Origin of the sequence: Paracoccus thiocyanatus, assembly GCF_900156255.1 — a bacterium.
Lineage (GTDB): Bacteria > Pseudomonadota > Alphaproteobacteria > Rhodobacterales > Rhodobacteraceae > Paracoccus > Paracoccus thiocyanatus.
The window spans coordinates 94,001-118,164 of sequence record NZ_FTMK01000004.1; the positions used below are offsets into that span (position 1 = coordinate 94,001).

The following is a 24,164-nucleotide window of genomic DNA, read 5'->3' on the forward strand; positions in this document are numbered from 1 at the left end:
GATGCTAAAGGGGCGGCTGGGGCTCGACAGCGCGAAGGTGCCGCATTCCGACCGGGCAGGGTGCCTGTATCTGGCGCGCGGCGCGCTGACCGCGCGGGACGGCACGCTGGCCTTTCTGCAAGGCGCCCCCGGTCCCGGCGATGCCTTGACCTCGGGCGACTATGCCATCCCCTTGCAGGGCGTCTCGATGATCCTGCTGGGTCCCGGCTCGACCGTCAGCCATGACGCGCTGCGGCTTCTGGCCCATGCCCGCACGGCGCTGGCCGCCGTGGGCGAGGACGGTGTGCGCATGTATACCGCCCCGCCGATCATGCCCGACCGTTCGGGCCTGGCGCGGCTTCAGGCGCGGATCTGGGCGGATGAGGATCTGCGCCTGATGACGGCGCGGCGCATGTATGCCCTGCGCCTGGGCGAGGTGCTGCCGCATCGCGACCTGAACGTGCTGCGCGGCATCGAGGGCGCGCGGATGAAGGAAACCTATGCGCTTTGGGCGCAGCGCATCGGCATCGAATGGCAGGGCCGCCGCTATGACCGCCAGAAACCGCTGGCGGCCGACCTGGCCAACCAGGCGCTGAACCACGCCTCAAGCGCGGTCGAGGCCGCCGCCGCCATCGCCGTGACCGCCACCGCGACCATCCCGCAGCTAGGCTTCATCCACGAGGATCCGGGCCAGTCCTTTGTTCTCGACATTGCCGATCTTTATCGCGACACGATCACCATCCCCTGCGCCTTCAAGGCGGCCCGCGACGTGATGGCCGCCCCTGCCGAGAACATCGAGCGCGTGACACGGCGCATGACCGGCCGTGCGATCTCGGCCGAGGGGCTGATCCCAAGCATGATCGAACGCATCAAGGCGCTGGTCGAGGGCCGCGGCTGATGGCGCTGACCATCATCGTGACCCGCGACGTCGAGGCACGCTATCGCGGCTTCCTGACCTCGGTGATGCTGGAGATTTCTCCGGGGGTCTACGTAGCCCCGAACATGAGCGCGGCGGTCCGCGCCCGCGTCTGGGAGGTGGTGTCCGACTGGTGGCACAGCCTGGGGCGCGGCGCGCTGGTCCTGGTCTGGCGCGACAAGGCCGCGACAGGTCATCTGCGCATCGAGACGCTGGGCGAGCCCCCGAAAGAGATCGTGGACGCGGATGGTGTTTTGCTCGTAAAACGATAGCAGACGGCAGAAATTTCGCGTGTTTGCTTTTTGATAATTGAATGATATGAGGGTATTGCCTCCGAGAGGCTCCCCCGCACCCGCGGGGATAGACCGCCCTCCCGGTAGCGGATCCAGAGCGAACTGGTGGCTCCCCCGCACCCGCGGGGATAGACCCCCCGATATCGGGACAATCACCGACGAAGCCAGGGCTCCCCCGCACCCGCGGGGATAGACCCCCTGCCTTGGTGCGTCCGATGAATGGTATACGGGCTCCCCCGCACCCGCGGGGATAGACCCCCAGCCGAGGGGCTGACGCTCTACGGCAAGCAGGCTCCCCCGCACCCGCGGGGATAGACCCGACATAGACCTTGCGACCGATATCGTCACTGGGGCTCCCCCGCACCCGCGGGGATAGACCCATAGTGCAGCGTGTCGGGGCTGTCATGCGCTGGGCTCCCCCGCACCCGCGGGGATAGACCCCGCTCCGGCACCACGCCGGCCCGCGATTGGATGGCTCCCCCGCACCCGCGGGGATAGACCCTTCTGATGGACTGACCTGGACGCCGACGGAGAGGCTCCCCCGCACCCGCGGGGATAGACCCATGCCGCACAGGATCGCAGCCCTGGCGCTGGAGGCTCCCCCGCACCCGCGGGGATAGACCCTCGTTCATGCCGTTGAAGGCGATGATGCCGTTGGCTCCCCCGCACCCGCGGGGATAGACCTGGTCGGCCGACATGGCGCTCAACAGTGCCGCGGCTCCCCCGCACCCGCGGGGATAGACCCTGGCACGGGTGTTTGAAGAATGTGTTCCGTGCGGCTCCCCCGCACCCGCGGGGATAGACCCAGCCACTGCCGTATCGAATTGCGCTAGGACATGGCTCCCCCGCACCCGCGGGGATAGACCCTCGTCCGCACCTCGCGGACCGGCCGTGCTGAAGGCTCCCCCGCACCCGCGGGGATAGACCCGAGCCTCCCGTGCATCGCAACTCGCTCGATCCGGCTCCCCCGCACCCGCGGGGATAGACCCTCCGCCCTCACCTTGTCACCCGCGACGACGACGGCTCCCCCGCACCCGCGGGGATAGACCCACTGCGGGCGACGCTGGCCGAGATGGAGGAAGGGCTCCCCCGCACCCGCGGGGATAGACCCCCACATCCCCACCGCCTGCATGGCGATGACGGGGCTCCCCCGCACCCGCGGGGATAGACCCGGTGGATCATACGCGCCAATGGTATGCAGAACGGCTCCCCCGCACCCGCGGGGATAGACCCGATGACCATCTTGCCTTCGGGCCAGACCAGGCGGCTCCCCCGCACCCGCGGGGATAGACCCCCGCTCCTGCCACCTGCCGAGAACCGCAAGCGGGCTCCCCCGCACCCGCGGGGATAGACCCGCCTCGCAAAAGGCGCGGATGCGGGCGAGCGAGGCTCCCCCGCACCCGCGGGGATAGACCCGCGACTTGGGAATCACAGTCACCCGGACGCGGGGCTCCCCCGCACCCGCGGGAATAGACCCCTTGCACCACCTGCCGCCTATCTGTCAATGCAGGCTCCCCCGCACCCGCGGGGATAGACCTTGACCACGCGACCAGAAAGAGATGACCGAATGGGCTCCCCCGCACCCGCGGGGATAGACCCCAGCGGTTCGGCAAGGACTACCTGCAAGCCATGGCTCCCCCGCACCCGCGGGGATAGACCCAAGCCGGTCAGCACCGCCACCCAAAGCGCGCTGGCTCCCCCGCACCCGCGGGGATAGACCCCAGGCGACGTTCCTCGCGCGTTTCAAAGCCCCGGCTCCCCCGCACCCGCGGGGATAGACCCACGACCGGCATCTCGGCGCAGGCGATGATCGAGGCTCCCCCGCACCCGCGGGGATTGACCCGCGGCCCGCATTCCGCTGCGGCCCCCGCGGTAGGCGGTAGGCGGTAGGCGGTAGGCGGTAGGCGGCAGGCGGCAGGCGGCAGGCGGCGCTCGCGATTCACGCCTGCGGCTCCTGATCGTCGCCGCGGTTTGGCGGACGGGAATGCCCCCCCGATGCCGCAAGGCAGGCTGGCTGCAAAGCGAAAAGCCCCGCCGAATCAGCGGGGCTTTTTCATATTCGACCCGCGCCATCAGGACGCGGCAGGGATTTAGGCCTTGGCCAGGTCGCGCTTGATCTTCAGGGCGCGGTCGGACAGTTCCACATCCTTGGCCTTGGCAAGAAAGGCGTCCAGCCCGCCACGATGGTCGACCGAACGCAGCGCCGCGGCCGAGATACGCAACTGGAAGCTGCGGCCCAGCTTTTCCGACAGCAGCGAGACTTCGTTCAGGTTCGGCAGAAACCGGCGACGGGTCTTGTTGTTGGCGTGGGACACGTTGTTGCCGCTCATCGGGCCCTTGCCGGTCAGTTCGCAAACGCGCGACATGATCTTGTTCCTTCGATTCGATCCTGCACGGGCGTCGGCCCGCAATATGTAAAGGGCGCCGTCTGGCAGCGCCCGGAAATCCGTTTGCGCGGGATAAAGCGGAACGGCTGTGCCGTCAAGCCTTTTCACCAGCGCCCGGCGGCCCCGAAACCCGCGGCCAGCCGGAAAAATGCGGCCCTGATGCCGCAAGGGCGCCGGCTTTTCCTGCCCGCGCCCCGGCCGGGCAAAGGGAAAGCGGCATCCGCGCCGATCGGCCTGGGCGGGGCGATTCGCTCAGGCCTCTTGCAGCCTTTGGGCCGGCGTCGCTTCCAGCCAGTCCAGCATCTCGGCCGCCGCCGAATCGGGGTCGCTGTCGCCTCGGGCCACCGCGTCGCCGATCTCGCGCAGCCGGGCGCGCACCTGCGGGGCGTCGAGCCGCGCCAGCAGCCCGGCGCGCAGTTCCGACAGGAACCAGTGGCGCGCCTGTTCGGCGCGGCGGGCATCGAAATGCCCATGTTCGCGCCGCCAGTCGGCCAGATGCGTCATGTTGGCCCAGGCCTTGTCGAGCCCGTCGCCGGTATAAGCGGAAACCGGCAGCGCCTTGGGGAAGCCCGAGGGATCATAGGGGCGCTTGCGCAAGAGCCGCAGCGCGCCGGCGTAATCGGCGACCGTGCGCATGGCGGTGTCGCGCAAATCGCCATCGGCCTTGTTGACCAGGATGATGTCGGCGATTTCCATGATGCCGCGCTTGACGCCCTGCAACTCGTCGCCGCCGGCAGGGGCGAGCAGCAGGATGAACAGGTCCGACATCTCGGCCACCAGGGTTTCGCTTTGCCCGACGCCCACCGTCTCGATCAGCACCACGTCGAAGCCCGCCGCCTCGCACAGGCGCACGGTTTCGCGGGTGCGCCGAGCGACGCCGCCCAGTTCCGCGCGCGAGGGCGAGGGGCGGATGAAGGCGTTCGGGTCGCGCGACAGCGTCTCCATCCGAGTCTTGTCGCCCAGGATCGAGCCGCCCGAGCGCGCCGAGCTGGGATCGACGGCCAGCACCGCGACCTTGAGGCCCTGCGCGGTCAGCATCTTGCCGAAAGCCTCGATAAAGGTGGATTTGCCCACGCCCGGCGTGCCCGACAGGCCGATGCGCAGCGCCTGGCGCTGCGGCAGCTCTGCCAGCAGCGCCACGGCGCGGCCGCGGTGGTCGGGGCGGGTGCTTTCGATCAGCGTGATCGCGCGGGACAGCGCGCGGCGATTGCCCTGCGTCAAGGGTTCGGTCAGTTCGTCCATGCCTGTTCCGCTGCGCCGTTGCAACGCGGGGGCCGACTGCCCCCGCACCCCCGTGGATATTTCCACACGGAAGACATGTAAACGCCGCGCGGTTGTGACGACAGCGCCCGAGGGGTAGGAATGGCGCGGAAAAAAGGAGCGGGCAATGCCGACGCGACGGGCGATTCTGGCCGGGATGGCGGCGATGGCGGCGGGGCCGGGCAGGGCGGCGCCGGGGCTGCAATTGCTGATGGTGCGGCGGCGGGGCTGCGTCTATTGCGCCCAGTGGGATCGCGAGATCGGCCCGGTCTACGGGCGCCATCCCGAGGGGCGGGCGGCGCCGCTGCTGGTCGTCGACCTGGACGGGCCTTGGCCGGATGGGCTGGTGCTGGCGCGGCGGCCCAGGCTGACGCCCAGTTTCATCCTGCTGCAAGGCGGGGTCGAACTGGTGCGCGTCGAGGGCTATCCGGGGAGGCAGCAGTTCTTCGGCGTCTTGCGCGACATGCTGGCCGTGGCGGCGGGCTGAGGCTTTCGCCTTGCGCGGGCTTGGGTTATCTGAACCCGCGTAACCTGCCAAAGGAATGGGCCATGCACGACATCCGCGCCATCCGCGACAACCCCGCCGCCTTCGACGCAGCCCTGGGCCTGCGCAACATGGCCCCGGTTTCGCCCGAGATCCTGTCGCTGGATGCCGACCGCCGCGCGCGTATCGCAAGCGCCGAGGCGGCGCAGGCCGAGCAGAACCGCGCCAGCAAGGAGGCCGGCGCCGCCAAGGGCCGCGGCGATGATGCCGAGTTCGAGCGGCTGCGCGCCCTGGTCACCGCCAAGAAGGACGAAACCGCGCGCTTGCAGGCCGAAGCCGCGGCGCTGGACGCCAAGCTGCGCGAATTGCTGCTGGCGGTGCCGAACCTGCCGCTGGAAAGCGTGCCGGCGGGCCAGGACGAGGCGGACAATGTCGAGATCCGCCGCTGGGGCGAGCCGCGCGAGTTCGGCTTTGCCCCGCGCGAGCATTTCGAGATCGAGGCTGTCCGCCCCGGCATGGATTTCGAAACCGCCGCCAAGCTGGCCGGGTCGCGATTCGTGGTGCTGAAAGGCGGTGTCGCCCGCATCCAGCGTGCCCTGGCGCAGTTCATGCTGGACCTGCACAGCCTGGAGCACGGGCTGGAAGAGACCTGGACCCCGGTGCTGGTCCTGTCCGAGATGATGGAGGGCACCGGACAATTGCCGAAATTCGGCGAGGACAGCTATCAGACCCGCGAGGGCTGGTGGCTTATTCCCACGGCCGAGGTGACGCTGACCAATACCGTGAATGGCGAACTGGTCGATCACGCCAGCCTGCCGCGGCGCATGGTGGCGCATAGCCAGTGCTTCCGGTCCGAGGCGGGAAGCGCCGGACGCGACACCGCCGGGATGCTGCGCCAGCACCAGTTCGAGAAGGTCGAGATGGTGTCTATCACCGATGCGGAATCGGGGGTGGCCGAACATGCGCGCATGACCCGCTGTGCCGAGACGGTGCTGGAGCGGCTGGGCCTGCCTTATCGCACCATCGTGCTGTGCGGCGGCGACATGGGCTTTGGCGCCCGCATCACCCACGACCTGGAAGTCTGGCTGCCCGGACAGGGCCGGTATCGCGAGATTTCCAGCGTCAGCTATTGCGGGGATTTCCAGGCGCGGCGGATGAATGCGCGCTATCGCCCGGCCGGCGGCGGCAAGCCCGAATTCGTCCATACGCTGAACGGCTCGGGCCTGGCGGTGGGGCGTGCGCTGATCGCGGTGCTGGAGAACGGCCAGCAGGAGGATGGATCGGTGATCCTGCCCGAGGCGCTGCATCCCTATTTGGGCGGTCGCACCCGGCTTGACGTGGACGGCGTGCTGCGCTGAGCCGATAAAAGAGCCGCCGGGCGAAACCGGCCGCAAGCGGGCGGCGTTTCCTGCGCATGTCTCGCATGGCCGCCTTGTTGCTGATCCTTGGGGTGCTGGCCTTCGTGGCCAGCACGCTGGTTTACGCGCTGCAACCGGGGGCGGGGGTCGATCCGTCCCTGGGACCTGCCCCCTGGCAAGCGGGACCGCAGGGGCCGCCGCCGGTGCCGGTCGACCTGCCCGCCCTGTTCCTGCGTCCGCGGGGGCTGTGGATGGGCGGGCTATTGGCCGCAGTCTGGGCGGCGCTGGCGTATCACGCCGGGCGGCGCTGGTTCGAAGGGCGGCAGGTGCGCGCCGCCGCGACCTTGGGCGTCAAGCAAGGCCCGGTCCAGAACCATAAGCGCGGCGCCGGCGGGGCCGAGGCTTTGCCGTTGATCCTGGGGCTGCTGGCCGGGGCGGCCTGGCCGTGGTTGTGGCCGGCCCAGCCCTTTTACGCTTTTCTGCTGTCCGCGGCGATGCTGGCCGGCTTCCTGGTCGCCGCGATGCGCGACATTCACGTCGGCGGCCATGTGCGGCGCAGTTCCTCGCTGGGCTTCGTGGCGGGCTGGGGGGTGCTGGCCTGCCTGGCCGTGCTGACCGGGTTGCTGCGCGACCGGCTGGGGCTGCCGCAAGAGGGCGCGGCCATCGCCGCCCTGCTGATCGGATCGGTCGCGGCGGTCCGGGTGCAGTTGCGGCTGGAGCGGCGGATCGGCTTCAGCCTGGCGCTGATCTGGGGGCTGATCGGCGTGGCGGCCAGCACCGTGACCACCGATGCGGCCATCGCCACCATGACCGTCATCGCCATTGCCATCGTGGCCGTGGCGCTGGTGCGGGTGATGACCTAGCTGCCTTTGGGCTTTTGGCGCTGCTTGTGCTTGGAGAGCGCGCCGGACTGGCTGATCTTGCTGGCCTTGTCCCGGTATGGGTTCTTGGTGCCCTGGTCGCGGAAGGTCAGCCGGATCGGCGTGCCCGGCATGTCGAAATCTGCCCGCAGCCCGTTGATCAGGTAGCGCTGGTAGCTGTCGGGCAGCTTGTCGGTATGGGTCGCCATGACGACAAAGGCCGGCGGCCGGGTCTTGACCTGGGTCATGTAGCGCAGCCGGATCCGGCGGCCGCCGGGTGCGGGCGGCGGATGCGCCTCGGTCATCGCGCCCAGCCATTGGTTCAGCCGCGCGGTCGGGATGCGGCGGTTCCAGACCTCATGCGCCTTCAGGACGGCGTTGTGCAGCCGGTCCAGCCCCTTGCCGGTGCGGGCCGAAACCGTGACCAGCGGCGCGCCCTTGAGCTGCGGCAACAGCCGCTCGAACGCCTCGCGCAGTTCCTTGAGCTTTTCGGGCTTGTCCTCTTCCAGGTCCCATTTGTTCGCGGCGACGACCACGGCGCGGCCCTCGGTCTCGGCGAAATCGGCGATGCGCAGGTCCTGCTGTTCAAAGGGAATGCCCACGTCCAGAAGCACCACCACCACCTCGGCAAAGCGCACGGCGCGCAACCCGTCGGCGACGGAAAGCTTTTCCACCTTGTCGGTCACGCGCGCCTTCTTGCGCATCCCGGCGGTGTCGAAGATGCGCACCGGCGTGCCCATGAAATCCGTGCTGACGCTGATCGAATCGCGGGTGATACCGGCTTCGGGTCCGGTCAGCAGCCGGTCCTCGCCCAGGATCTTGTTGATGAGGGTGGATTTTCCGGCATTGGGCCGGCCGATCACCGCGACCTGCAAGGGTTTCTGCGCGCTGGGGCGCCAGTCCTCGACCTCTTCGCCATCCTCGACGGCGACATCGGTTTCGGGGGTTTGCTGGACGTTCTGGGCCTCGAACTCTTCGGCCAGCGGGACCAGCGCGCGATAAAGGTCGTCCATCCCCTCGCCATGCTCGGCCGATAGACGCAGGGGCTCGCCCAGCCCCAGAGCATAGGCCTCCATCGCGCCCGCCTCGCCGGCGCGGCCCTCGGCCTTGTTGGCGGCCAGGATGACGTGCTTGGCCCGCTTGCGCAGGATATCGGCGAAATATTCGTCGGCAGCGGTCACGCCGACGCGGGCGTCGATCACGAACAGGCAGACATCGGCCTCATCGACCGCGCGCTCGGTCAAGCGGCGCATCCGGCCTTGCAGGCTGTCGTCCTCGGCCATTTCCAGCCCGGCCGAATCGATGACGATAAAGCGCAGATCGCCCAGCCGGCCCGCGCCTTCGCGCAGGTCGCGGGTCACGCCGGGCTGGTCGTCGACCAGCGCCAGCCGCTTGCCGACAAGGCGGTTGAACAGCGTGGATTTGCCGACATTGGGACGCCCGACAATGGCGAGGGTAAAGCTCATCTGTATGCGATCAACTGGCCGTCATGGGTGACGACGTAAAGGGTCTGGCCCGCGACGGCCGGGCCTGCTGCGGCGCCGCCCGGAATCTGGGCGGTGCCGATCAGCGCGCCCGAGGCGGGATCGAAGACGCGCAGATAGCCGTCCGACGAGGCAAGGTAAAGCCTGGATCCCGCCAGCACCGGGCCGTAATGGTTCCAGACCCGGTCCTGCTTGCGGATGACCTGTTCGGTAAAATAGGGCAGCTTCTGCGCCCAGACCCGGCTGCCATTGGCCGCGTCCAGCCGGATCAGCTGCGCCTGGTCGTTGACCAGGAAGACCGAGTTGCCGGCCGCCAGCACCGGGCTGGCCGCACCTTCGCGCGCGTGCCATTTCATCGCGCCGCTGGCCAGGTCATAGGCGCCGACGCCGCCGGCGCTGGTGCCGGCGTAAAGTGTGTTGCCCTGGATGACCGGGTCGCCGGTCATGTCGCGGAAATAGCTGACCGCGCGGCCCAGCCGGGTGCCGCCGACATTGGCGACCCAAAGCTGGCTGCCGTCGCCGGCATCGACGCCGGTCAGCGCGCCGGTGTTCGAGGGAAAGACCACCGTGCCGCCCGATACCGCGGGGGCGGTGGCGCCCATCACCCCGGCCATGTCCTTGTTGCCGAAGCTGCGCCACAGCACCTTGCCGTCATTGGCGCGCACCGCCCAGCCGGTCTGTTCGCGGTCCAGCACATAGACCACGCCATTCGCGACCGTTGGCGCGCCGCCGATGGTCGAGCCGACCTTCTGCCGCCAGGCGACGCCGCCGGTGCGAGCATCCAGCGCCACCAGCTCGCCATAGCCGGTCGAGGCGAAGACGCGGTTGCCCGCAAAGGCCAGCCCGCCGCCCGAGACGCTGCGGCCGCTTTCCCCGGCCGGGCGCAGATCGACGCTCCAGGCCCGGCCGCCGCCGGTGGTGGTGGCGGTGACGGTGGACTGGCTGTCCAGCGTAAAGGCCAAGCCGCCCGCGACCACCGGCTCGGCGGTGATGCGGTGGCGCTTGTCCGATCCCGTGCCGATGGGCGCGGCCCAGACGCGGCGGGTGCCCGCGCCCAGGGCGACATTGCCCGGCGCATGGGCGGCATTGCCGGCGCGCTGCGGCCAGTCGGCATTGGCGCGCATCGGCGGCAGGGACAGGGCGGCGGTGGTCGGCGCCTGCGCGCCCTGAACCGCGGGGCTGTCGGGCGACAGCACGGCGCGGGGGTCCAGCCGCTCTCCGGGCAGGATCGTGTCACGCTCGGCGCAAGCCGAAAGGGCGGTCAGGCCAGCCAGAGCGGCGATCAGGGACAGCCTCGTCATCGCTTTCTCCTTTGTCCGGGCCGGGGGCGGATCGGGGTCGGCCGCGGGCGCATTGCTTCGGTTCGCCGTTCCGCCGGCCGCCTAGTTCGGGGCCGCTCCCGGCAGCGGCTGGGGGACGGTCTGGGGACCGGCACCCTCGCCCTGCCGCGGCTCGGCGCCCAGGGTGATCATCATCTCGGACAGGCGACGGCGCAAGGATTCGGACAGCCCGTCCTTTTGCTGGATCTGGCCGATCAGCATCACCGCGTCCTCGGTGCGGCCGGCGCCGATCAGCGCCACCGCCTTCTGTTCCAGGGCCAGCAACTCGAACGGGGCGCCGGGCTTGGACAGTTCGGCCAGCAGCCGGTCGCGCTCGGCCGCATCCATTGCGGGGCCCGCGGCCATCACCGCCTTGAGCAGCGCCAGATCGTGCAGCACCGGGTCGTCGCGCAGCGTCGCCGCGGCCGCCTTGAGCCGCTCGGCCGCCTTTTGCGACAGCCCGGCTTCGGCCTCGGCGCCGGCGGCCAGCATTTCGGCAAGCGCCTTGCGCCCGGCTCCGCCGGCGGGATCGACGGCCGACAGCGCGGCGACCGGATCGTCGCCCTGCCGCGCGGCCGTGATCGCATCGCCCCAGGTCCTGGCCCGGCTTTCGGCCTGGCTGCCCGACCATTCGCGCCAGGCCGCGCCGCCGACGATGCCCAGGATCACCAGCAGCGCAACCCAGCCATAGCGGCGGAACAGCGTGAACAGCCGGTCGCGACGCAGGTCTTCGGTCACTTCGTCGATGAAGCTGTCGTTCTGATTGGCCATGTCGCCGTCCCCGAATGCTCTTTGGCGCTTTCTATACGGGGTTTCACCCGTTTGCCAATGGCAGGCCGCGGCGGGACTGCCACAGCGCCGCCGCGGAATAGATCGCCAGGGCCGCCCAGATCATCGCAAAGGCAGCCATGTGCCAGCCGGTGAAGGCTTCGCCAAACAGCAGCACCGCGCAAAGAAATTGCAGCGTCGGGTTCAGGTAGAACATCAGCCCCAGCGTCGCCATTCCGACCCGGCGCGCGGCATAGCTGAACAGGATCAGCGGCACCGCCGTCACCGCCCCCGAGGCGACCAGCAATAGTGAAACCGGCAGGTCCGCGCCAAAGCCCAGCGGCTGCGCCAGCGGCGCCGGCATCAGGCCAAGCGCCTGCGGGACCAGCCATGCCAGGGCCAGCGGGGCCAGCAGCGCTACTTCGGCCGCGACCGACAGCACCGGACCCAAGGGTAGCGCCTTCTTGGCGATACCGTAAAGCACGAAGCTGCCGGCCAGCCCCAGGCTGATCCAGGGCGCGACCCCCAGCCCCCAGGTCAGCAGCGCCACCGCCAGCGCCGCCAAGGCCACGGCCAGCCCCTGCATTCGCGTCAGGCTTTCGCCGAAAAGCAGCACCCCGGCCAGCACCGCGGCCAGCGGGAAGATGTAATAGCCCAGCGAGCTTTGCACCACATGGCCGCTTTGGACCGCCCAGATGAACAGGCCCCAATTGGTCGAAACCGTCAGCGCCGCCAAGCCGATGCGCCGCCAGTGCCGCCCCGTCAGGGCGGCGCGCAAATCGCCCAGCCTGCCCTGGATGCCCAGCACGACCAGAAACAGCAGCAGGGACCACAGGGTGCGATGGGCCAGCACCTCGGCGGTGGGCACCCCCGCCAGCGCCCGATAAAAGATCGGCGACAGGCCCCATGTCACGCAGACCGCGATCATTGCCCAGAAGCCCTTGCTCCATTCGCTCATGCGTCGTTCCTTTGCCTGTCGCCAGCCATGCGGGCGATTCGCGCCAAGGGCAAGGGCGTCCGGCCCAGGCGCGCGCGCTTAGTCCTTTCCCCAATGCCGGGCTGCCCGCCGCGCGGGCCAGCGGGACAGGGCGCGAACCTCTAGCGGATCGCCCGGCGCGACGGCGGCGGCCAGCCACAGCAGATCGCGACGTGCCATGGCGATGCAGCCGGCCGTCGGAAAGCCGGGCCGGCGCCATTGATGCAGGAAGATCGCCGAACCCAGGCCCGGCCGGGCCTGCGGATGGTTCCAGTCCGTCACCAGCACGATGTCGTAAAGCGGATCGGGGCGCCGCATCGCCTCGTGGCTGGGGGTGAAGGGCGCGCGCACCGGCTGGTTATAGGCCGCATGGCCTGATGCATCGCACCACAGATCGCCCGGCAGGATCGGCCGCGCCCAGGCGTTCGGCCGCGCCACCCGGTCGGGGCGGTAAAGCAGGCCGACGATGCGATGCAGGCCAATCGGCGTCGCCCCGTCGCCTTCGCGCTTCTCGGCGCGGATGCCGCCGCGCCCCACCGAACAGGGAATGAGCCGCGAGCCCGCCCGCAGCCCCATGGGCGTCAGGGCCAGCCTCATAGCAGATGGCCGGATTTCGCGGCCTTCACGTCCAGATAGCCGGTATTGTGGCGATTGCGGGGCGTGATCAGCGGCACCCGCTCGGCCACGCGGATGCCGTGGCCCTCCAGCATCGCCACCTTTTTCGGATTGTTGGTCATCAGCCGCACCGCGTCGAAGCCCATCTTCTTCAGGATGCCGGCGCCGATGCGGAAATCGCGCTCGTCATCCTCGAATCCCAGGCGGTGATTGGCCTCGACCGTGTCGAAACCCTGGTTTTGCAGGGCATAGGCGCGCATCTTGTTGGCCAGGCCGATGCCCCGCCCCTCTTGGTTCAGGTAAAGCAGCACCCCTTCGCCGGCCTGGCCCATGGCGGCCAGCGCGGCATGTAGCTGCGGCCCGCAATCGCATTTCAGGCTGCCCAGCACGTCGCCGGTGAAACAGGCCGAATGCAGCCGCGCCAGCACCGGCGCCGCGCGCGAGGGGGCGCCGATCTCGACCGCGTAATGCTCGGCCTCGCCGGTGTCGGGGCGAAAGATGTGCAGCTTGGCGTTCTCGGCCGCCAGCAAGGGCAGGCGGGCGGCGGCGACGGGGGCCATCGCCGCCTCGGTCGCCATCTGCGCCAGCGCCGGGCCGGGCGACAGCCGCGTCAGCCCCTCGGCCGGCCCGACTGCCGCAACCACCAGCACGGCGGGCAGAAGCTGCGCCGATTTTGCCAGCGCGATGCCGGCCCGATGCGCGTCCACGTCGCCGCCGCGCGGGCTGCGGAAGGGGCCCTTCATCGGCGTCATCAGGTCGCCCGCCGGATCGGCCACCGCCCGCAGCCAGGCCAGATCGGCGTCGCCCGGCACCTCGACCCGCGCCAGGTCGCCGTCATAGACGCGCACCTTCAGCGTTTCTGCCCGCGGGCCGGTGATGGCCAGGACGGCGGGGCCAAGCGCGCGCATCGCCTCTAGCCGGTCGGCCCGCAGCGTCTCGGCCGCGGCGACAAGCTGGTCGCCGATCACCACCGGCAGGCCGATGCGCAGATCGGCGCGGGCGCGCGACAGGGTTTCGGTCAGGGTCGGGATCAGGGTCATCGGGCCAGCATGGTTGAAACAATCTGAAACATAGGGCGGGTTTCCGACAACTCCATGTGAGAATTGCCGCAATCCTCTGGACGCCCGCCGCAGCGCGCCGCAACTTTCCGCCATAACGCCAAAGGAGGCAAGAATGGCCGGACTGAAAAAGATCCTGCTGGTCGATGACGAGGATGACCTGCGCGAGGCCCTGGCCGAACAACTGGTCGCCACCGAGGATTTCGAGGTGTTCGAGGCCGGTTCGGGCCACGAGGCGGTCGAGCGGACCAAGGGTGCGATCTTCGACCTGGTGGTGCTGGACGTGGGCCTGCCCGATACCGACGGGCGCGAGCTGTGCAAGCGGCTGCGCAAGCAGGGGGTGAAATGCCCCATCGTCATGCTGACCGGCCACGATACCGATGCCGACACCATCCTGGGGCTGGATTCGGGGGCGAACGACTATATCACCAAGCCGTTCAAGTTCCCGGTGCTGCTGGCGCGGCTGCGCGCGCAACTGCGCACGCATGAGCAGTCCGAGGACGCGATCTTCCAGCTTGGCCCCTATACGTTCAAGCCGGCGATGAAGATGCTGATCGACCAGAAGGACCGCAAGATCCGGCTGACGGAAAAGGAAACCAATATCCTGAAGTTCCTTTACCGGGCCCAGGACGGGGTGGTGGCGCGCGACGTGCTCTTGCACGAGGTCTGGGGTTACAATGCCGGCGTGACCACCCATACGCTGGAGACGCATATCTATCGGCTGCGCCAGAAGATCGAGCCCGATCCCTCGAACGCGCGGCTGCTGGTGACAGAGTCCGGCGGCTATCGGCTGGTCGCCTGAGCCGTCGGGGGACGGAACCCGCGCAAGGGTTGCGGGTTCTGTCTGCCAAGCCCGGTGGCCGGAGGATGCGGCCACGAAAAAAACCCGGCCCCGACTGGCGGCCGGGTTTTCCCTTTTGCGGCGTCGCGCGGGGGCGCTTCGCCCCCCGCACCCCCCGAGGATATTTGTTCACGAAAGAAGCCGGCGGGCGATCAGGCGGCGCGCAGGTGTTCGATGCGATTTGCCGGCCTTTGCGCGTCGGCATGGATCTGGATCGCGGCAGCGGCGTTTGCTCGAACGAGACGATCTTTCTGGGCCGGCCGCGGGGTCGGGTTGATTTTCACGAAATGTTCTACATCTTCGGGTCATGCGCGCCGATTCCATCCTGTTCCCCACCGAAGCCGGGCTTTTCTGTCCCCAGGGCGGCTTTCACATCGACCCGCTGCGTCCGGTCGAGCGCGCGCTGATCACCCATGGCCATTCCGACCACGCCCGCCTTGGCCATGGCGCGGTCATGGCCACCGCCGAGACGCTGGAGATCATGCGGCTGCGCATGGGCGACGGTTTCGCGGGCTCGGTCCAGGTGGCCGAACCCGAGACGCGGATCGGCGGCGTCACGGTCGGCTTTCACCCGGCCGGGCATGTGCTGGGATCAAGCCAGATTTCCGTTACCGCCGGTGGGTGCCGCATCGTCGTTTCGGGCGATTATGCGCGCCAGCCGAACCCGACCTGCGCGCCGTTCCAGCCGGTGCCCTGCGATGTCTTCGTGACCGAGGCGACCTTTGGCCTGCCGGTGTTCCGCTTTCCCGAGCCCTCGACGCAGGTGGAGAAGCTGCTTGCCAGCATGGCCGAGTTTCCCGACCGCCCGCATCTGGTCGGCGCCTATGCGCTGGGCAAGGCGCAGCATGTCATCGCGCTGATGCGCGAGGCCGGCTATGATGCGCCCATCGCCATCCATGGCGCGCTGAAGGCGCTGTGCGATTTCTATGCCTTTCGCGGGGTCGAACTGGGCGCGTTGGTGCCCGCCACGGCCGAGGATGTGGCGGCGCAGTTGGTGATCGCGCCGCCCTCGGCATTCGCCAGCCCCTGGGTGCAGCGGTTCCGCGACCCGGTGATCGGCTTTGCCTCGGGCTGGATGGCGGTCAGGGCGCGGGCGCGCCAGCGCGGCGCGGAATTGCCGCTGGTCATCAGCGACCACGTGGATTGGCCGGCGCTGACCGGCACGCTGGCGGAACTGGCGCCGGCCGAGGTCTGGGTCACGCATGGCGCCGAGGACGGGGTGATCCGCTGGTGCGAGCTGGCGCAGATCCCCGCCCGGCCGCTGCGGCTGGTCGGCTATGAGGACGAGGCGGAATGAAAGCCTTTGCCGCTTTGCTGGAACGGCTGGCCTTTACGCCGGCGCGCAATGCCAAGTTGCAGCTTTTGCGGCATTACCTGGAACGCACGGCCGACCCGGATCGCGGCTGGGCGTTGGCGGCGCTGACCGGCGACCTGGAATTGCGCCGGGTCACGCCGTCGCTGCTGCGCGGGCTGGCGGCCGAGCGGGTGGACGACCAGCTTCTGGCGCTGAGCTATGATTTCGTCGGCGACCTGGCCGAGACCATCGCCCTGGTCTGGCCCGAGGGGGCCGAGGACGACCCCGCCCTGTCGCATGCGGTGGCGCTGCTGCAAGGCACCGGCAAGGCGGCGCTGCCCGGCGCCATCGCCGCGATGCTGGACCGGCTGGGCCCGTCCGAGCGGCTGGCCTTTCTGAAGCTGGCCACCGGCAACCTGCGCGTCGGCGTCTCGGCCCGGATGGCGCGGATGGCGCTGGCGGGGATGGGCGCGCCCTCGGTCCCCGAGATCGAGGAGATCTGGCACGGGCTTGCGCCGCCCTATGCGCCGCTGTTCGGCTGGATCGGCGGCGGGGCGCGGCCGGAAAGCGCGGCGCTGGCGCCGTTCCGCCCGGTGATGCTGTCCACGGCGACCGACCTGGACCAGTTGCGCGGGCTGGCGCCCGGCGATTATTTCGCGGAATGGAAATGGGACGGCATCCGCGTGCAGGCGGTGGCCGAGGGTGGGATGCGGCGGGTTTATTCCCGCACCGGCGAGGATATCTCGCACGCCTTTCCCGACCTGATCGAGGCGATGGATTTCGAAGGCAGCGTCGATGGCGAGCTGATCGTGCGGCGCGAGGGCGAGGTGGCGCCTTTTGGCGAGTTGCAAAAGCGGCTGAACCGCAAGACCGTGGGCAAGGGGTTGCTTTCCAGCCATCCGGCGGGCTTGCGGCTTTACGACCTGCTGCTGTGGGAGGGTCGCGACCTGCGCGCCGAACCGCTGGAGGCGCGGCGCAGGGTGCTGGAAGCCGTGGATTTCGGGCCGCGCATCGATCTGTCGCCGCTGCTGGATTTCGCCTCGTGGGATGATCTGGCCGCGTTGCGCGCCGATCCGCCCGCCGCGGTGATCGAGGGGGTGATGATCAAGCGCCGCGATTCGGCCTATGTCGCCGGCCGGCCGCGCGGGCCCTGGTTCAAGTGGAAGCGCGACCCGATGGTGGTCGATGCGGTGCTGATCTATGCGCAGCGCGGCCATGGCAAGCGGTCGGGCTTTCATTCCGATTTCACCTTTGGCCTGTGGGACGGCGGCGAGCTGGTGCCGGTCGGCAAGGCCTATTTCGGCTTTACCGATGCCGAGTTGCGCGAACTGGACCGTTTCGTGCGCCAGAACACCGTCGAGCGTTACGGGCCGGTGCGCGCCTTGGCGCCGAAGCTGGTGGTCGAGGTGGCCTTCGAGGGGCTGAACCGCTCGGCCCGGCACCGTTCGGGCGTGGCCATGCGTTTTCCCCGCATCAGCCGCATCCGCTGGGACAAGCCGGCGGCCGAGGCGGATCACCTGGCGACGCTTGAGGCGATGCTGTGATCCTGCCGCCCGCGTTCCGGGACTGGTTCGCGCGCCAGGGCTGGCAGCCGCATCCGCATCAGTTGGCGCTGCTGGCGGCGACCGGCGACAGCCTGCTGATCGCGCCGACCGGCGGCGGCAAGACGCTGGCGGGGTTTTTGCCCTCATTGGTGGAACTGGTGCAGGTGGGGCGGTCGCAGGAGTATTTGGAAAACGGTGAAAGCGCGAAAGGGTCGGTGCATACGCTTTACGTCTCGCCGCTGAAGGCATTGACCGCCGACATCGGGCGCAACCTGGCGCGGCCGGTGGCGGAGCTGGGGCTGGGGGTGCGGGTCGAGGACCGGACCGGCGATACCGGGCAGAGCCAGCGCCGGCGCCAGCGCGTCGATCCGCCCGAGATCCTGCTGACCACGCCGGAAAGCCTGGCCCTGATGCTGAGCTATCCCGAGGCGCCGGCGATCTTTGGCGGCTTGCGCCGCGTGGTGCTGGACGAATTACACGCCCTGGCGGAAAGCAAGCGCGGCGACCAGTTGATGCTGGGCCTGGCGCGGCTGCGGGCCTTGGCGCCGGGGCTGCGGGTGACGGGCCTGTCGGCGACGGTCGAGGATCCGCAGGCGCTGGCCGGGTTCATGGCGGGTGCGCGGCCTGTGACCGTGGTCGAGGCCGATCCCGGCCCCGATCCCGACATCGCCATGCTGGCCACCGCCCGGCCCGCGCCCTGGTCCGGCGGCGGCGGGCATTACGCCATCCGCGAGGTGCTGGCGGCGGTGAAGGCGGCCCGCACCACCATCATCTTCATCAACACCCGCGCCCAGGCCGAGCTGTTTTTTCAGGCGCTTTGGGCTGCGAATGACGAGAACCTGCCCATCGGGTTGCACCACGGCAGCCTGGCGCGCGAAAGCCGCGCGCGGGTCGAGGCGGCGATGGCGGCGGGCGAATTGCGCGCCGTGGTGGCGACCGGCAGCCTGGACCTGGGCATCGACTGGGGCGCGGTCGATCTGGTGATCCAGGTCGGCGCGCCCAAGAACGTCAAGCGGCTGGTGCAGCGCATCGGCCGGGCGAACCATCGCTATAACGCCCCGTCCAGGGCGCGGATCGTGCCGGCGAACCGTTTCGAGCAGATCGAATGCGTCGCCGCGCTGGAGGCGGTGCGCGCGCGCGACCTGGACGGCGATCCGCGCGGGCCGGGGCCGCTCGATGTGCTGTGCCAGCATATCGGGCTTACCGCCTGCGCCGCGCCCTTCGATGCCGATGCGCTTTATGCCGAGGTCGTCACCGCCGGCCCCTATCGCAGACTGTCCCGCGCCGATTTCGACGCCTGCCTGGATTTCGCCGCGACCGGGGGCTATGCCTTGCGCGCTTATGACCGCTGGCAGCGGCTGATGCTGCGCGGCGGCCTGTGGCAGCTACGCGACCCGCGGGCGGCGAGGCTTTTGCGGATGAATGCCGGCACCATCGTCGAGGCCGAGATGATGAAGGTCCGCCTGCGCGGCCGCAGCGGCGCGCCTTTGGGCGAGGTCGAGGAGGCATTCGCGGCCAGCCTGACGCCGGGCGACAGCTTTCTGATCGGCGGGCGGGTGGTGCGCATGGATGCGATGCGCGAGATGGTGATCGAGGTCACGCCCGACCCGACGCGGCAGCCCAAGATCGCCGTCTATTCCGGCGTCAAGCTGGCGATGTCCACGCAGCTTGCCCATCGCGTGCTGGCGCTGATCGGCGATCCGTCGCGGCACGGCGCCTTGCCGGCGCAGGTGCGGGACTGGCTGGGCTTGCAGGCCGAAGTCTCGGCCCTGCCGGAACCGGGGCTGCTGTTATCCGAAAGCTTTCCCCATGCCGGGCTGTGGCATTTCGCGCTTTACGGTTTCGCCGGGCGCAATGCCTTGCAGACGCTGGGCCTGTTGCTGACCCGCGAGATGGAGGAGGAGGGGCTGGGCCCGCTGGGCTTCCTGTCGACCGATTACGCGCTGCTGGTTTGGTCGCTGGACCCGCTGCGCGATCCCGCGCCGCTGTTGGACCGGGCGCGGCTGCGGGCGGGCTTGGGCGACTGGCTGGGCGGGAATGCGGTGATGAAGCGCACTTTCCGCAACGTTGCGACCGTCGCCGGGCTGATCCAGCGCAACATGCCGGGACAGCGGAAATCCGGGCGGCAGGCGACATTCTCTAGCGACATTCTTTACGACACCTTGCGCAAATACGACCCCGGCCACCTGATGCTGCGGATCACCGCCGACGAGGCCGGGCGGGGCCTTGTCGATTTCGGCCGGATCGAAGAAATGCTGGACCGCTCGCCCCGGCGCGAGCATCGGATGCTGGATCGCGTCTCGCCCCTGGCCGCGCCCTTGCTGCTGGAAATGGGCCGGGTGCCGATCCGCGGCGAGGGCCGCGAGCGGCTGGCGCAGATCGAGGCCGAGGCGCTGATGGCCGAGGCCGGGCTGGAAGGGATCGCATGAGCGGATATGGCTTCGACTTTCACGGCCTGCGGCTTGAGGCGCGGGGCTCGGGCGCGCTCTGGTGGGGGGCGGGCGGCTGGCTGGTCGTGGCCGACCTGCACCTGGGCAAGTCCGAGCGCATGGCCCGGCGCGGCGGCCCCTTGCTGCCGCCCTATGAGGGGCTGGCGACGCTGGAGCGGCTGGCGGATGAGATCGCGGCGCTGGACCCGCGGGCGGTGGTCAGCCTGGGCGACGGTTTCGACGACCTGGCGGCGGCCGAGGCGCTGGACCCGCTGGTCGCGGGCGCCTTGGCCGGGCTGGCGCAGGGGCGGGACTGGGTCTGGATCGGCGGCAACCACGATCCCGGCGCGCCCGCGGGCCTGCCGGGCCGGGCGGCGGACAGCCTGCGGCTGGGCCGGGTCACGCTGCGGCACCAGGCGGGGCAGGGGCCGGACATATCGGGCCATTTCCACCCCGCCGTGCGGCTGGCCGGCGAACGGCGCCGGGCCTTTCTGCTGGGGGCCGATCACCTGCTGCTGCCGGCCTTTGGGGCCTATACCGGCGGGCTGTTGCAGGACGATCCGGCCTTGGCGGCGCTGGTGCCGCAGGGGCTGGCCATCGCCTGCGGCGCCCGCGCCATCCCCCTGCCGCTGGGCCTGTCGCGCCGGCAAAGGCGCTGAGCCACGAAAAAGGGCCGCCCCAAGGGCGACCCTTTTCCGTCCGTGGAGCCGGATCAATCCTTCCGGGATCAGAACTTGAAGTTCAGGCCCAGTTTCAGGTTGTGATATTCTGGGGTGGCCTGGGTGGAGACGCCGCCATCGGCAACATAATTCCGGGTGGTCTTGCCGAAGCTGGCGTATTCATACTCGCCCGTCACCGACATCCGGTCAGTGACCTTCTTTTCGACGCCGACACCCAGGATATAGCCGGTTTTGCTGAAATCGCTGTCTTCGCTTATCGACCCGCCGCTGCCGTCAGTGCCCGCGACATTGTATTCGACCTTGGCGCGCGCGATGCCGGCGACGCCATAAACCAGCAGGTCCGGCTGCACGACGTAGCCGGTCTTCATGCGCAACGCGAGAACGTTCTTGATCTTCGACGTGACTTCGGTGGTCCCGCCCAATGTGTTCTCGAAAGACATCGTGTCATCGATATTGCCGCCTTCGAAGCCCAGTTCGGGGCCGAAAACCCAGCGATCCCGCTGCCAGCGATAACCGACCCGCACACCCGCATTGACGCCGCTGAGTTCGAGCTTGCCGACATCGCCAAGGTAGTCGCCCGTTGCGGTTTCGTGGAAGCCCACGCGGTCGTCGCCGCCGAAAGCATAGCCCAGCGTCAGGCCGGCATAACCACCCGCCCAGTCGGCGACCGGGGCGGTTTCAATCACCGGGGACACGACGCCGGTGTCGACGACCGGGGCCACGAAGCCACCGGCATTCGCGGCCAGCGACGCGCCAAGGGAAAGCGAGGCGAACATCGCCGCAGCGGCGGAAAATTTCACATGAACGGGGCACATATTCACGTCTCCTATGCGTGGTGATGCGGACAGGGCGTGCGCCCGAGCATCAGAATTGGCCAACAGCTAGCCTTGCTGCCACAGGGCTGCAAGAAGGGGTTGGTGACGCCATTATTTTCCCGCAAGGTCCGCGGCATGATGGCAACACTAAATCCCCGGTTGTCTTAAAATCGGCGATTCGCCCGCGCGGATTTGACGGCCTGTGCGCTTAGATGTCCAGGTTTTCCACGTTCAGCGCGTTCTGCTGGATGAAGTCGCGCCGCGGCTCGACCACATCGCCCATCAGCTTGGTAAAGATGTCGTCCGCCTCGGACAGGTCTTCGACCCGCACCTGCAACATGGTGCGCGCCGACGGGTCCAGGGTGGTTTCCCATAGCTGTTCGGGGTTCATTTCGCCCAGGCCCTTGTAGCGTTGCAGCGACAGGCCCTTTTCCCCCTCAAGGAAGATGGCTTGCAGCAGGCTCATCGGGCCGTGGATCGGGATGTCGCGATCCTTGCGGACAAGATGCGCGGTCTGGCCATAGACCTCGCGCAGCGTATCGGTCATGACGCCCAGCCGCCGGCTTTCGGCGCTGCGCAGCATCGGGCCGTCCAGGGTGCGGCTTTCCTCGACCCCGCGCAACAGCCGGGTCAGGCGGATGCCGGCATCCTGGGTCGGCCGGCCGGTCCAGCCGCGCTCATACTCCTCGGCGATCATGTCCAGACGCTGGGCCACGGCATTCGCCACGCCCTGCGCATCGGCATCGACCCGACCCTGGACCAGCGCGCCGGCGATGGCGGCCTGTTCGGTGATATGGGGCGGGTAATGCGTCGGATAGGCGCGCAGGATGCGGCGCACGCTGCGCGCTTCCTCGACCACGCGGGCCAGGTCGGCGCCGGTCAGGGTCTCGCCATGGCCAAGCCGCAGGCTGGCGCCGTCGATGCCCTGTTCGATCAGGTAATCCTCCAGCGCCGCCTCGTCCTTCAGATAGACCTCGGACCGGCCGCGGCTGACCTTGTAAAGCGGCGGCTGCGCGATATAGAGATGCCCCGCCTCGATCAGCTCCGGCATCTGCCGGAAGAAAAAGGTCAGCAAAAGCGTGCGGATATGCGCGCCGTCCACGTCGGCATCGGTCATGATGACGATCTTGTGGTAACGCAGCTTGCCCAGGTTGAATTCGTCCCGGCCGATGCCGGTCCCCAGCGCGGTGATCAGCGTGCCGATCTGGTCCGATGACAGCATCCGGTCGAACCGCGCCCGCTCCACGTTCAGGATCTTGCCGCGCAGGGGCAGAACCGCCTGGTTCTGGCGCGATCGGCCCTGCTTGGCGGACCCGCCGGCCGAATCGCCCTCGACGATGAACAGTTCCGACAGCGCCGGGTCCTTTTCCTGGCAATCCGCCAGCTTGCCGGGCAGGCTGGCCACGTCCATCGCGGTCTTGCGGCGCGTCAACTCGCGCGCCTTGCGCGCCGCCTCGCGGGCCAGAGCCGCCTCGATGATCTTGCCAAGGATGGATTTCGCCTCGGCCGGGTTCTCCTCGAACCATTCGGCCAGCTTTTCGCCCACCAGCCCCTCGACGGCCGGGCGCACCTCGGACGAGACCAGCTTGTCCTTGGTCTGGCTGGAAAATTTCGGGTCCGGCACCTTGACCGACAGCACGCAGGTCAGCCCCTCGCGCGCGTCGTCGCCGGTGAAATCGACCTTTTCCTTGCGCGCCTGGGCATTGGTTTGCGCATAGTTGTTGATGACGCGGGTCAGCGCGCCGCGAAAACCGGCCAGATGCGTGCCGCCGTCGCGTTGCGGGATGTTGTTGGTAAAGGGCAGCACGGTCTCGTGATACGAGTCGTTCCACCACATCGCCACCTCGACGCCGATGCCGTTCCTTTCGCCCTGGATGAAGATCGGCTCGGGCATGACCGCGGTTTTCGAGCGGTCGATGAACTTCACGAATTCCTGGACGCCGCCCTCATAGAACAGTTCGGTGCGCAGCGGCTCGGCGGGGCGCTCGTCCTCCAGGATGATCCGCACGCCCGAGTTCAGGAAAGCCAGTTCCCGCAGCCGGTTTTCCAGCAGCTTGAAGCTGTATTCGCGGTTCAGGAAGGTGCCGTCCGGCCGGTCCTCCTTGGACGAGGCCAGAAAGCGCACCTCGGTGCCCTTTTCGCCCGGCGCGGCATCGCCGGTGACGCGCAGATGCTCGACCGTGTCGCCGTTCTCGAAGCGGACGAAATGTTCCTTGCCATTGCGCCAGATGCGCAGCTCCAGCCAGTCCGACAGGGCGTTGACGACCGAGACGCCGACGCCGTGCAACCCGCCCGAGACCTTGTAGCTGTTCTGGTCGAACTTGCCGCCGGCATGCAGTTGGGTCATGATGACCTCGGCCGCGCTGACGCCTTCGGTGGGGTGCATGTCGACCGGAATCCCGCGCCCGTTGTCACGCACGGAAACGCTGCCGTCGGCATGAATCTTGACGCGCACGAAATCGGCATGACCGGCCAGCGCCTCGTCGATGCCGTTATCCACGACCTCGGTGACCATGTGATGCAGGCCCGAACCGTCGTCGGTATCGCCGATATACATGCCGGGACGCTTGCGCACCGCTTCCAGGCCCTTGAGAACCTTGATGGATTCGGCGCCGTAGTCGGAGGTCTGAGGGGCGGGTTCGGTCATTGTCTTCTTATCCTGCCTTGGACCCTCATCTTATAGTGTGCGCCGCAGGGAATGTCACGGGAAAGCCACAAGATTTAGCGGCTTCCCACCTGCCCGCCGCGCCCCCGGCCGTCCCGCGCGAAACCCCGGCGTCTTCGTTCCCCAAATACCCGTGCTG

Annotated in this window: 20 protein-coding genes and 1 CRISPR repeat array; of the genes, 10 read left to right on the forward strand and 10 right to left on the reverse strand. The window is 68.8% G+C overall.

Annotation, left to right across the window (positions count from 1 at the left end; translation table 11 throughout):
* Window position 1: 1 nt before the first annotated feature.
* On the forward strand, window positions 2-877 hold the full coding sequence (gene cas1e / locus F3H32_RS04570; RefSeq protein ID WP_149764795.1) for a type I-E CRISPR-associated endonuclease Cas1e: 876 nt from the start codon (window positions 2-4) through the stop codon (window positions 875-877).
* A complete protein-coding gene (cas2e, locus tag F3H32_RS04575) occupies window positions 877-1,167 on the forward strand; it encodes a type I-E CRISPR-associated endoribonuclease Cas2e (RefSeq protein ID WP_149764797.1) in 291 nt (96 codons plus the stop codon). The genes cas1e and cas2e overlap by 1 nt, the downstream gene beginning before the upstream one ends.
* 67 nt (window positions 1,168-1,234) lie before the next feature.
* A CRISPR array of direct repeats spans window positions 1,235-3,031; the repeat unit is 29 nt; unit sequence GGCTCCCCCGCACCCGCGGGGATAGACCC.
* 247 nt (window positions 3,032-3,278) lie between these two features.
* Here the strand turns inward: cas2e and rpmB are convergent.
* Window positions 3,279-3,554, reverse strand: coding sequence for a 50S ribosomal protein L28 (rpmB, locus tag F3H32_RS04580; protein ID WP_115756722.1), 276 nt, complete (start codon window positions 3,552-3,554; stop codon window positions 3,279-3,281).
* Between the two features lie 273 nt (window positions 3,555-3,827).
* On the reverse strand, window positions 3,828-4,817 hold the full coding sequence (meaB, locus tag F3H32_RS04585; RefSeq protein ID WP_149764799.1) for a methylmalonyl Co-A mutase-associated GTPase MeaB: 990 nt from the start codon (window positions 4,815-4,817) through the stop codon (window positions 3,828-3,830).
* Window positions 4,818-4,962: 145 nt separating this feature from the next.
* Here meaB and F3H32_RS04590 point away from each other — a divergent pair, with 145 nt between their 5' ends.
* The 3 genes from F3H32_RS04590 (at window position 4,963) to F3H32_RS04600 (ending at window position 7,540) form a co-directional block, all read left to right on the forward strand.
* On the forward strand, window positions 4,963-5,322 hold the full coding sequence (locus F3H32_RS04590) for a thioredoxin domain-containing protein (RefSeq protein WP_149764801.1): 360 nt from the start codon (window positions 4,963-4,965) through the stop codon (window positions 5,320-5,322).
* Window positions 5,323-5,384: 62 nt separating this feature from the next.
* Entirely contained in the window at window positions 5,385-6,677 is a 1,293-nt protein-coding gene (gene serS, locus F3H32_RS04595) for a serine--tRNA ligase (RefSeq protein ID WP_149764802.1), read from the forward strand.
* 65 nt (window positions 6,678-6,742) lie between these two features.
* The gene (locus tag F3H32_RS04600; protein ID WP_223191345.1) at window positions 6,743-7,540 is read left to right on the forward strand and encodes a hypothetical protein; all 798 of its coding nucleotides are present in this window, start codon (window positions 6,743-6,745) and stop codon (window positions 7,538-7,540) included.
* Here the strand turns inward: F3H32_RS04600 and der are convergent.
* From der to ribA, 6 genes are all read right to left on the reverse strand, one after another.
* Window positions 7,537-9,003 (reverse strand): ribosome biogenesis GTPase Der, encoded by a 1,467-nt coding sequence (gene der / locus F3H32_RS04605; protein ID WP_149764806.1) that lies wholly within the window; start codon window positions 9,001-9,003, stop codon window positions 7,537-7,539. The genes F3H32_RS04600 and der overlap by 4 nt on opposite strands.
* The gene (locus tag F3H32_RS04610) at window positions 9,000-10,322 is read right to left on the reverse strand and encodes a PQQ-binding-like beta-propeller repeat protein (protein ID WP_149764808.1); all 1,323 of its coding nucleotides are present in this window, start codon (window positions 10,320-10,322) and stop codon (window positions 9,000-9,002) included. The genes der and F3H32_RS04610 overlap by 4 nt, the downstream gene beginning before the upstream one ends.
* An 81-nt stretch (window positions 10,323-10,403) precedes the next feature.
* The gene (locus F3H32_RS04615; RefSeq protein WP_149764810.1) at window positions 10,404-11,111 is read right to left on the reverse strand and encodes a tetratricopeptide repeat protein; all 708 of its coding nucleotides are present in this window, start codon (window positions 11,109-11,111) and stop codon (window positions 10,404-10,406) included.
* Window positions 11,112-11,154: 43 nt separating this feature from the next.
* On the reverse strand, window positions 11,155-12,066 hold the full coding sequence (gene rarD / locus F3H32_RS04620) for an EamA family transporter RarD (RefSeq protein WP_149764811.1): 912 nt from the start codon (window positions 12,064-12,066) through the stop codon (window positions 11,155-11,157).
* 78 nt (window positions 12,067-12,144) lie between these two features.
* Window positions 12,145-12,681, reverse strand: a complete 537-nt coding sequence (locus tag F3H32_RS04625) for a L,D-transpeptidase family protein (protein WP_188128585.1) — start codon at window positions 12,679-12,681, stop codon at window positions 12,145-12,147.
* Window positions 12,678-13,739, reverse strand: coding sequence for a GTP cyclohydrolase II (gene ribA / locus F3H32_RS04630; RefSeq protein WP_149764812.1), 1,062 nt, complete (start codon window positions 13,737-13,739; stop codon window positions 12,678-12,680). Before ribA ends, F3H32_RS04625 begins: the two co-directional genes overlap by 4 nt.
* 133 nt (window positions 13,740-13,872) lie before the next feature.
* Here ribA and F3H32_RS04635 point away from each other — a divergent pair, with 133 nt between their 5' ends.
* The 5 genes from F3H32_RS04635 (at window position 13,873) to pdeM (ending at window position 20,524) form a co-directional block, all read left to right on the forward strand.
* Window positions 13,873-14,559, forward strand: coding sequence for a response regulator transcription factor (locus F3H32_RS04635; protein ID WP_115755921.1), 687 nt, complete (start codon window positions 13,873-13,875; stop codon window positions 14,557-14,559).
* A 346-nt stretch (window positions 14,560-14,905) separates the two neighbouring features.
* Window positions 14,906-15,895, forward strand: a complete 990-nt coding sequence (locus F3H32_RS04640) for a ligase-associated DNA damage response exonuclease (protein ID WP_149764813.1) — start codon at window positions 14,906-14,908, stop codon at window positions 15,893-15,895.
* Window positions 15,892-17,436 (forward strand): cisplatin damage response ATP-dependent DNA ligase, encoded by a 1,545-nt coding sequence (locus tag F3H32_RS04645; RefSeq protein ID WP_149764814.1) that lies wholly within the window; start codon window positions 15,892-15,894, stop codon window positions 17,434-17,436. Before F3H32_RS04640 ends, F3H32_RS04645 begins: the two co-directional genes overlap by 4 nt.
* On the forward strand, window positions 17,433-19,865 hold the full coding sequence (locus F3H32_RS04650; RefSeq protein ID WP_149764815.1) for a ligase-associated DNA damage response DEXH box helicase: 2,433 nt from the start codon (window positions 17,433-17,435) through the stop codon (window positions 19,863-19,865). Before F3H32_RS04645 ends, F3H32_RS04650 begins: the two co-directional genes overlap by 4 nt.
* Window positions 19,862-20,524: a ligase-associated DNA damage response endonuclease PdeM gene (gene pdeM, locus F3H32_RS04655; protein WP_149764816.1), complete on the forward strand. Its 663-nt coding sequence runs from the start codon at window positions 19,862-19,864 to the stop codon at window positions 20,522-20,524. The genes F3H32_RS04650 and pdeM overlap by 4 nt, the downstream gene beginning before the upstream one ends.
* 68 nt (window positions 20,525-20,592) lie before the next feature.
* Here pdeM and F3H32_RS04660 read toward each other — a convergent pair whose 3' ends face one another.
* Together F3H32_RS04660 and gyrB are read right to left on the reverse strand one after the other, a co-directional pair.
* The gene (locus F3H32_RS04660) at window positions 20,593-21,321 is read right to left on the reverse strand and encodes an outer membrane protein (RefSeq protein ID WP_223191346.1); all 729 of its coding nucleotides are present in this window, start codon (window positions 21,319-21,321) and stop codon (window positions 20,593-20,595) included.
* Between the two features lie 247 nt (window positions 21,322-21,568).
* Entirely contained in the window at window positions 21,569-24,007 is a 2,439-nt protein-coding gene (gyrB, locus tag F3H32_RS04665) for a DNA topoisomerase (ATP-hydrolyzing) subunit B (protein WP_149764818.1), read from the reverse strand.
* Window positions 24,008-24,164: the final 157 nt, after the last annotated feature.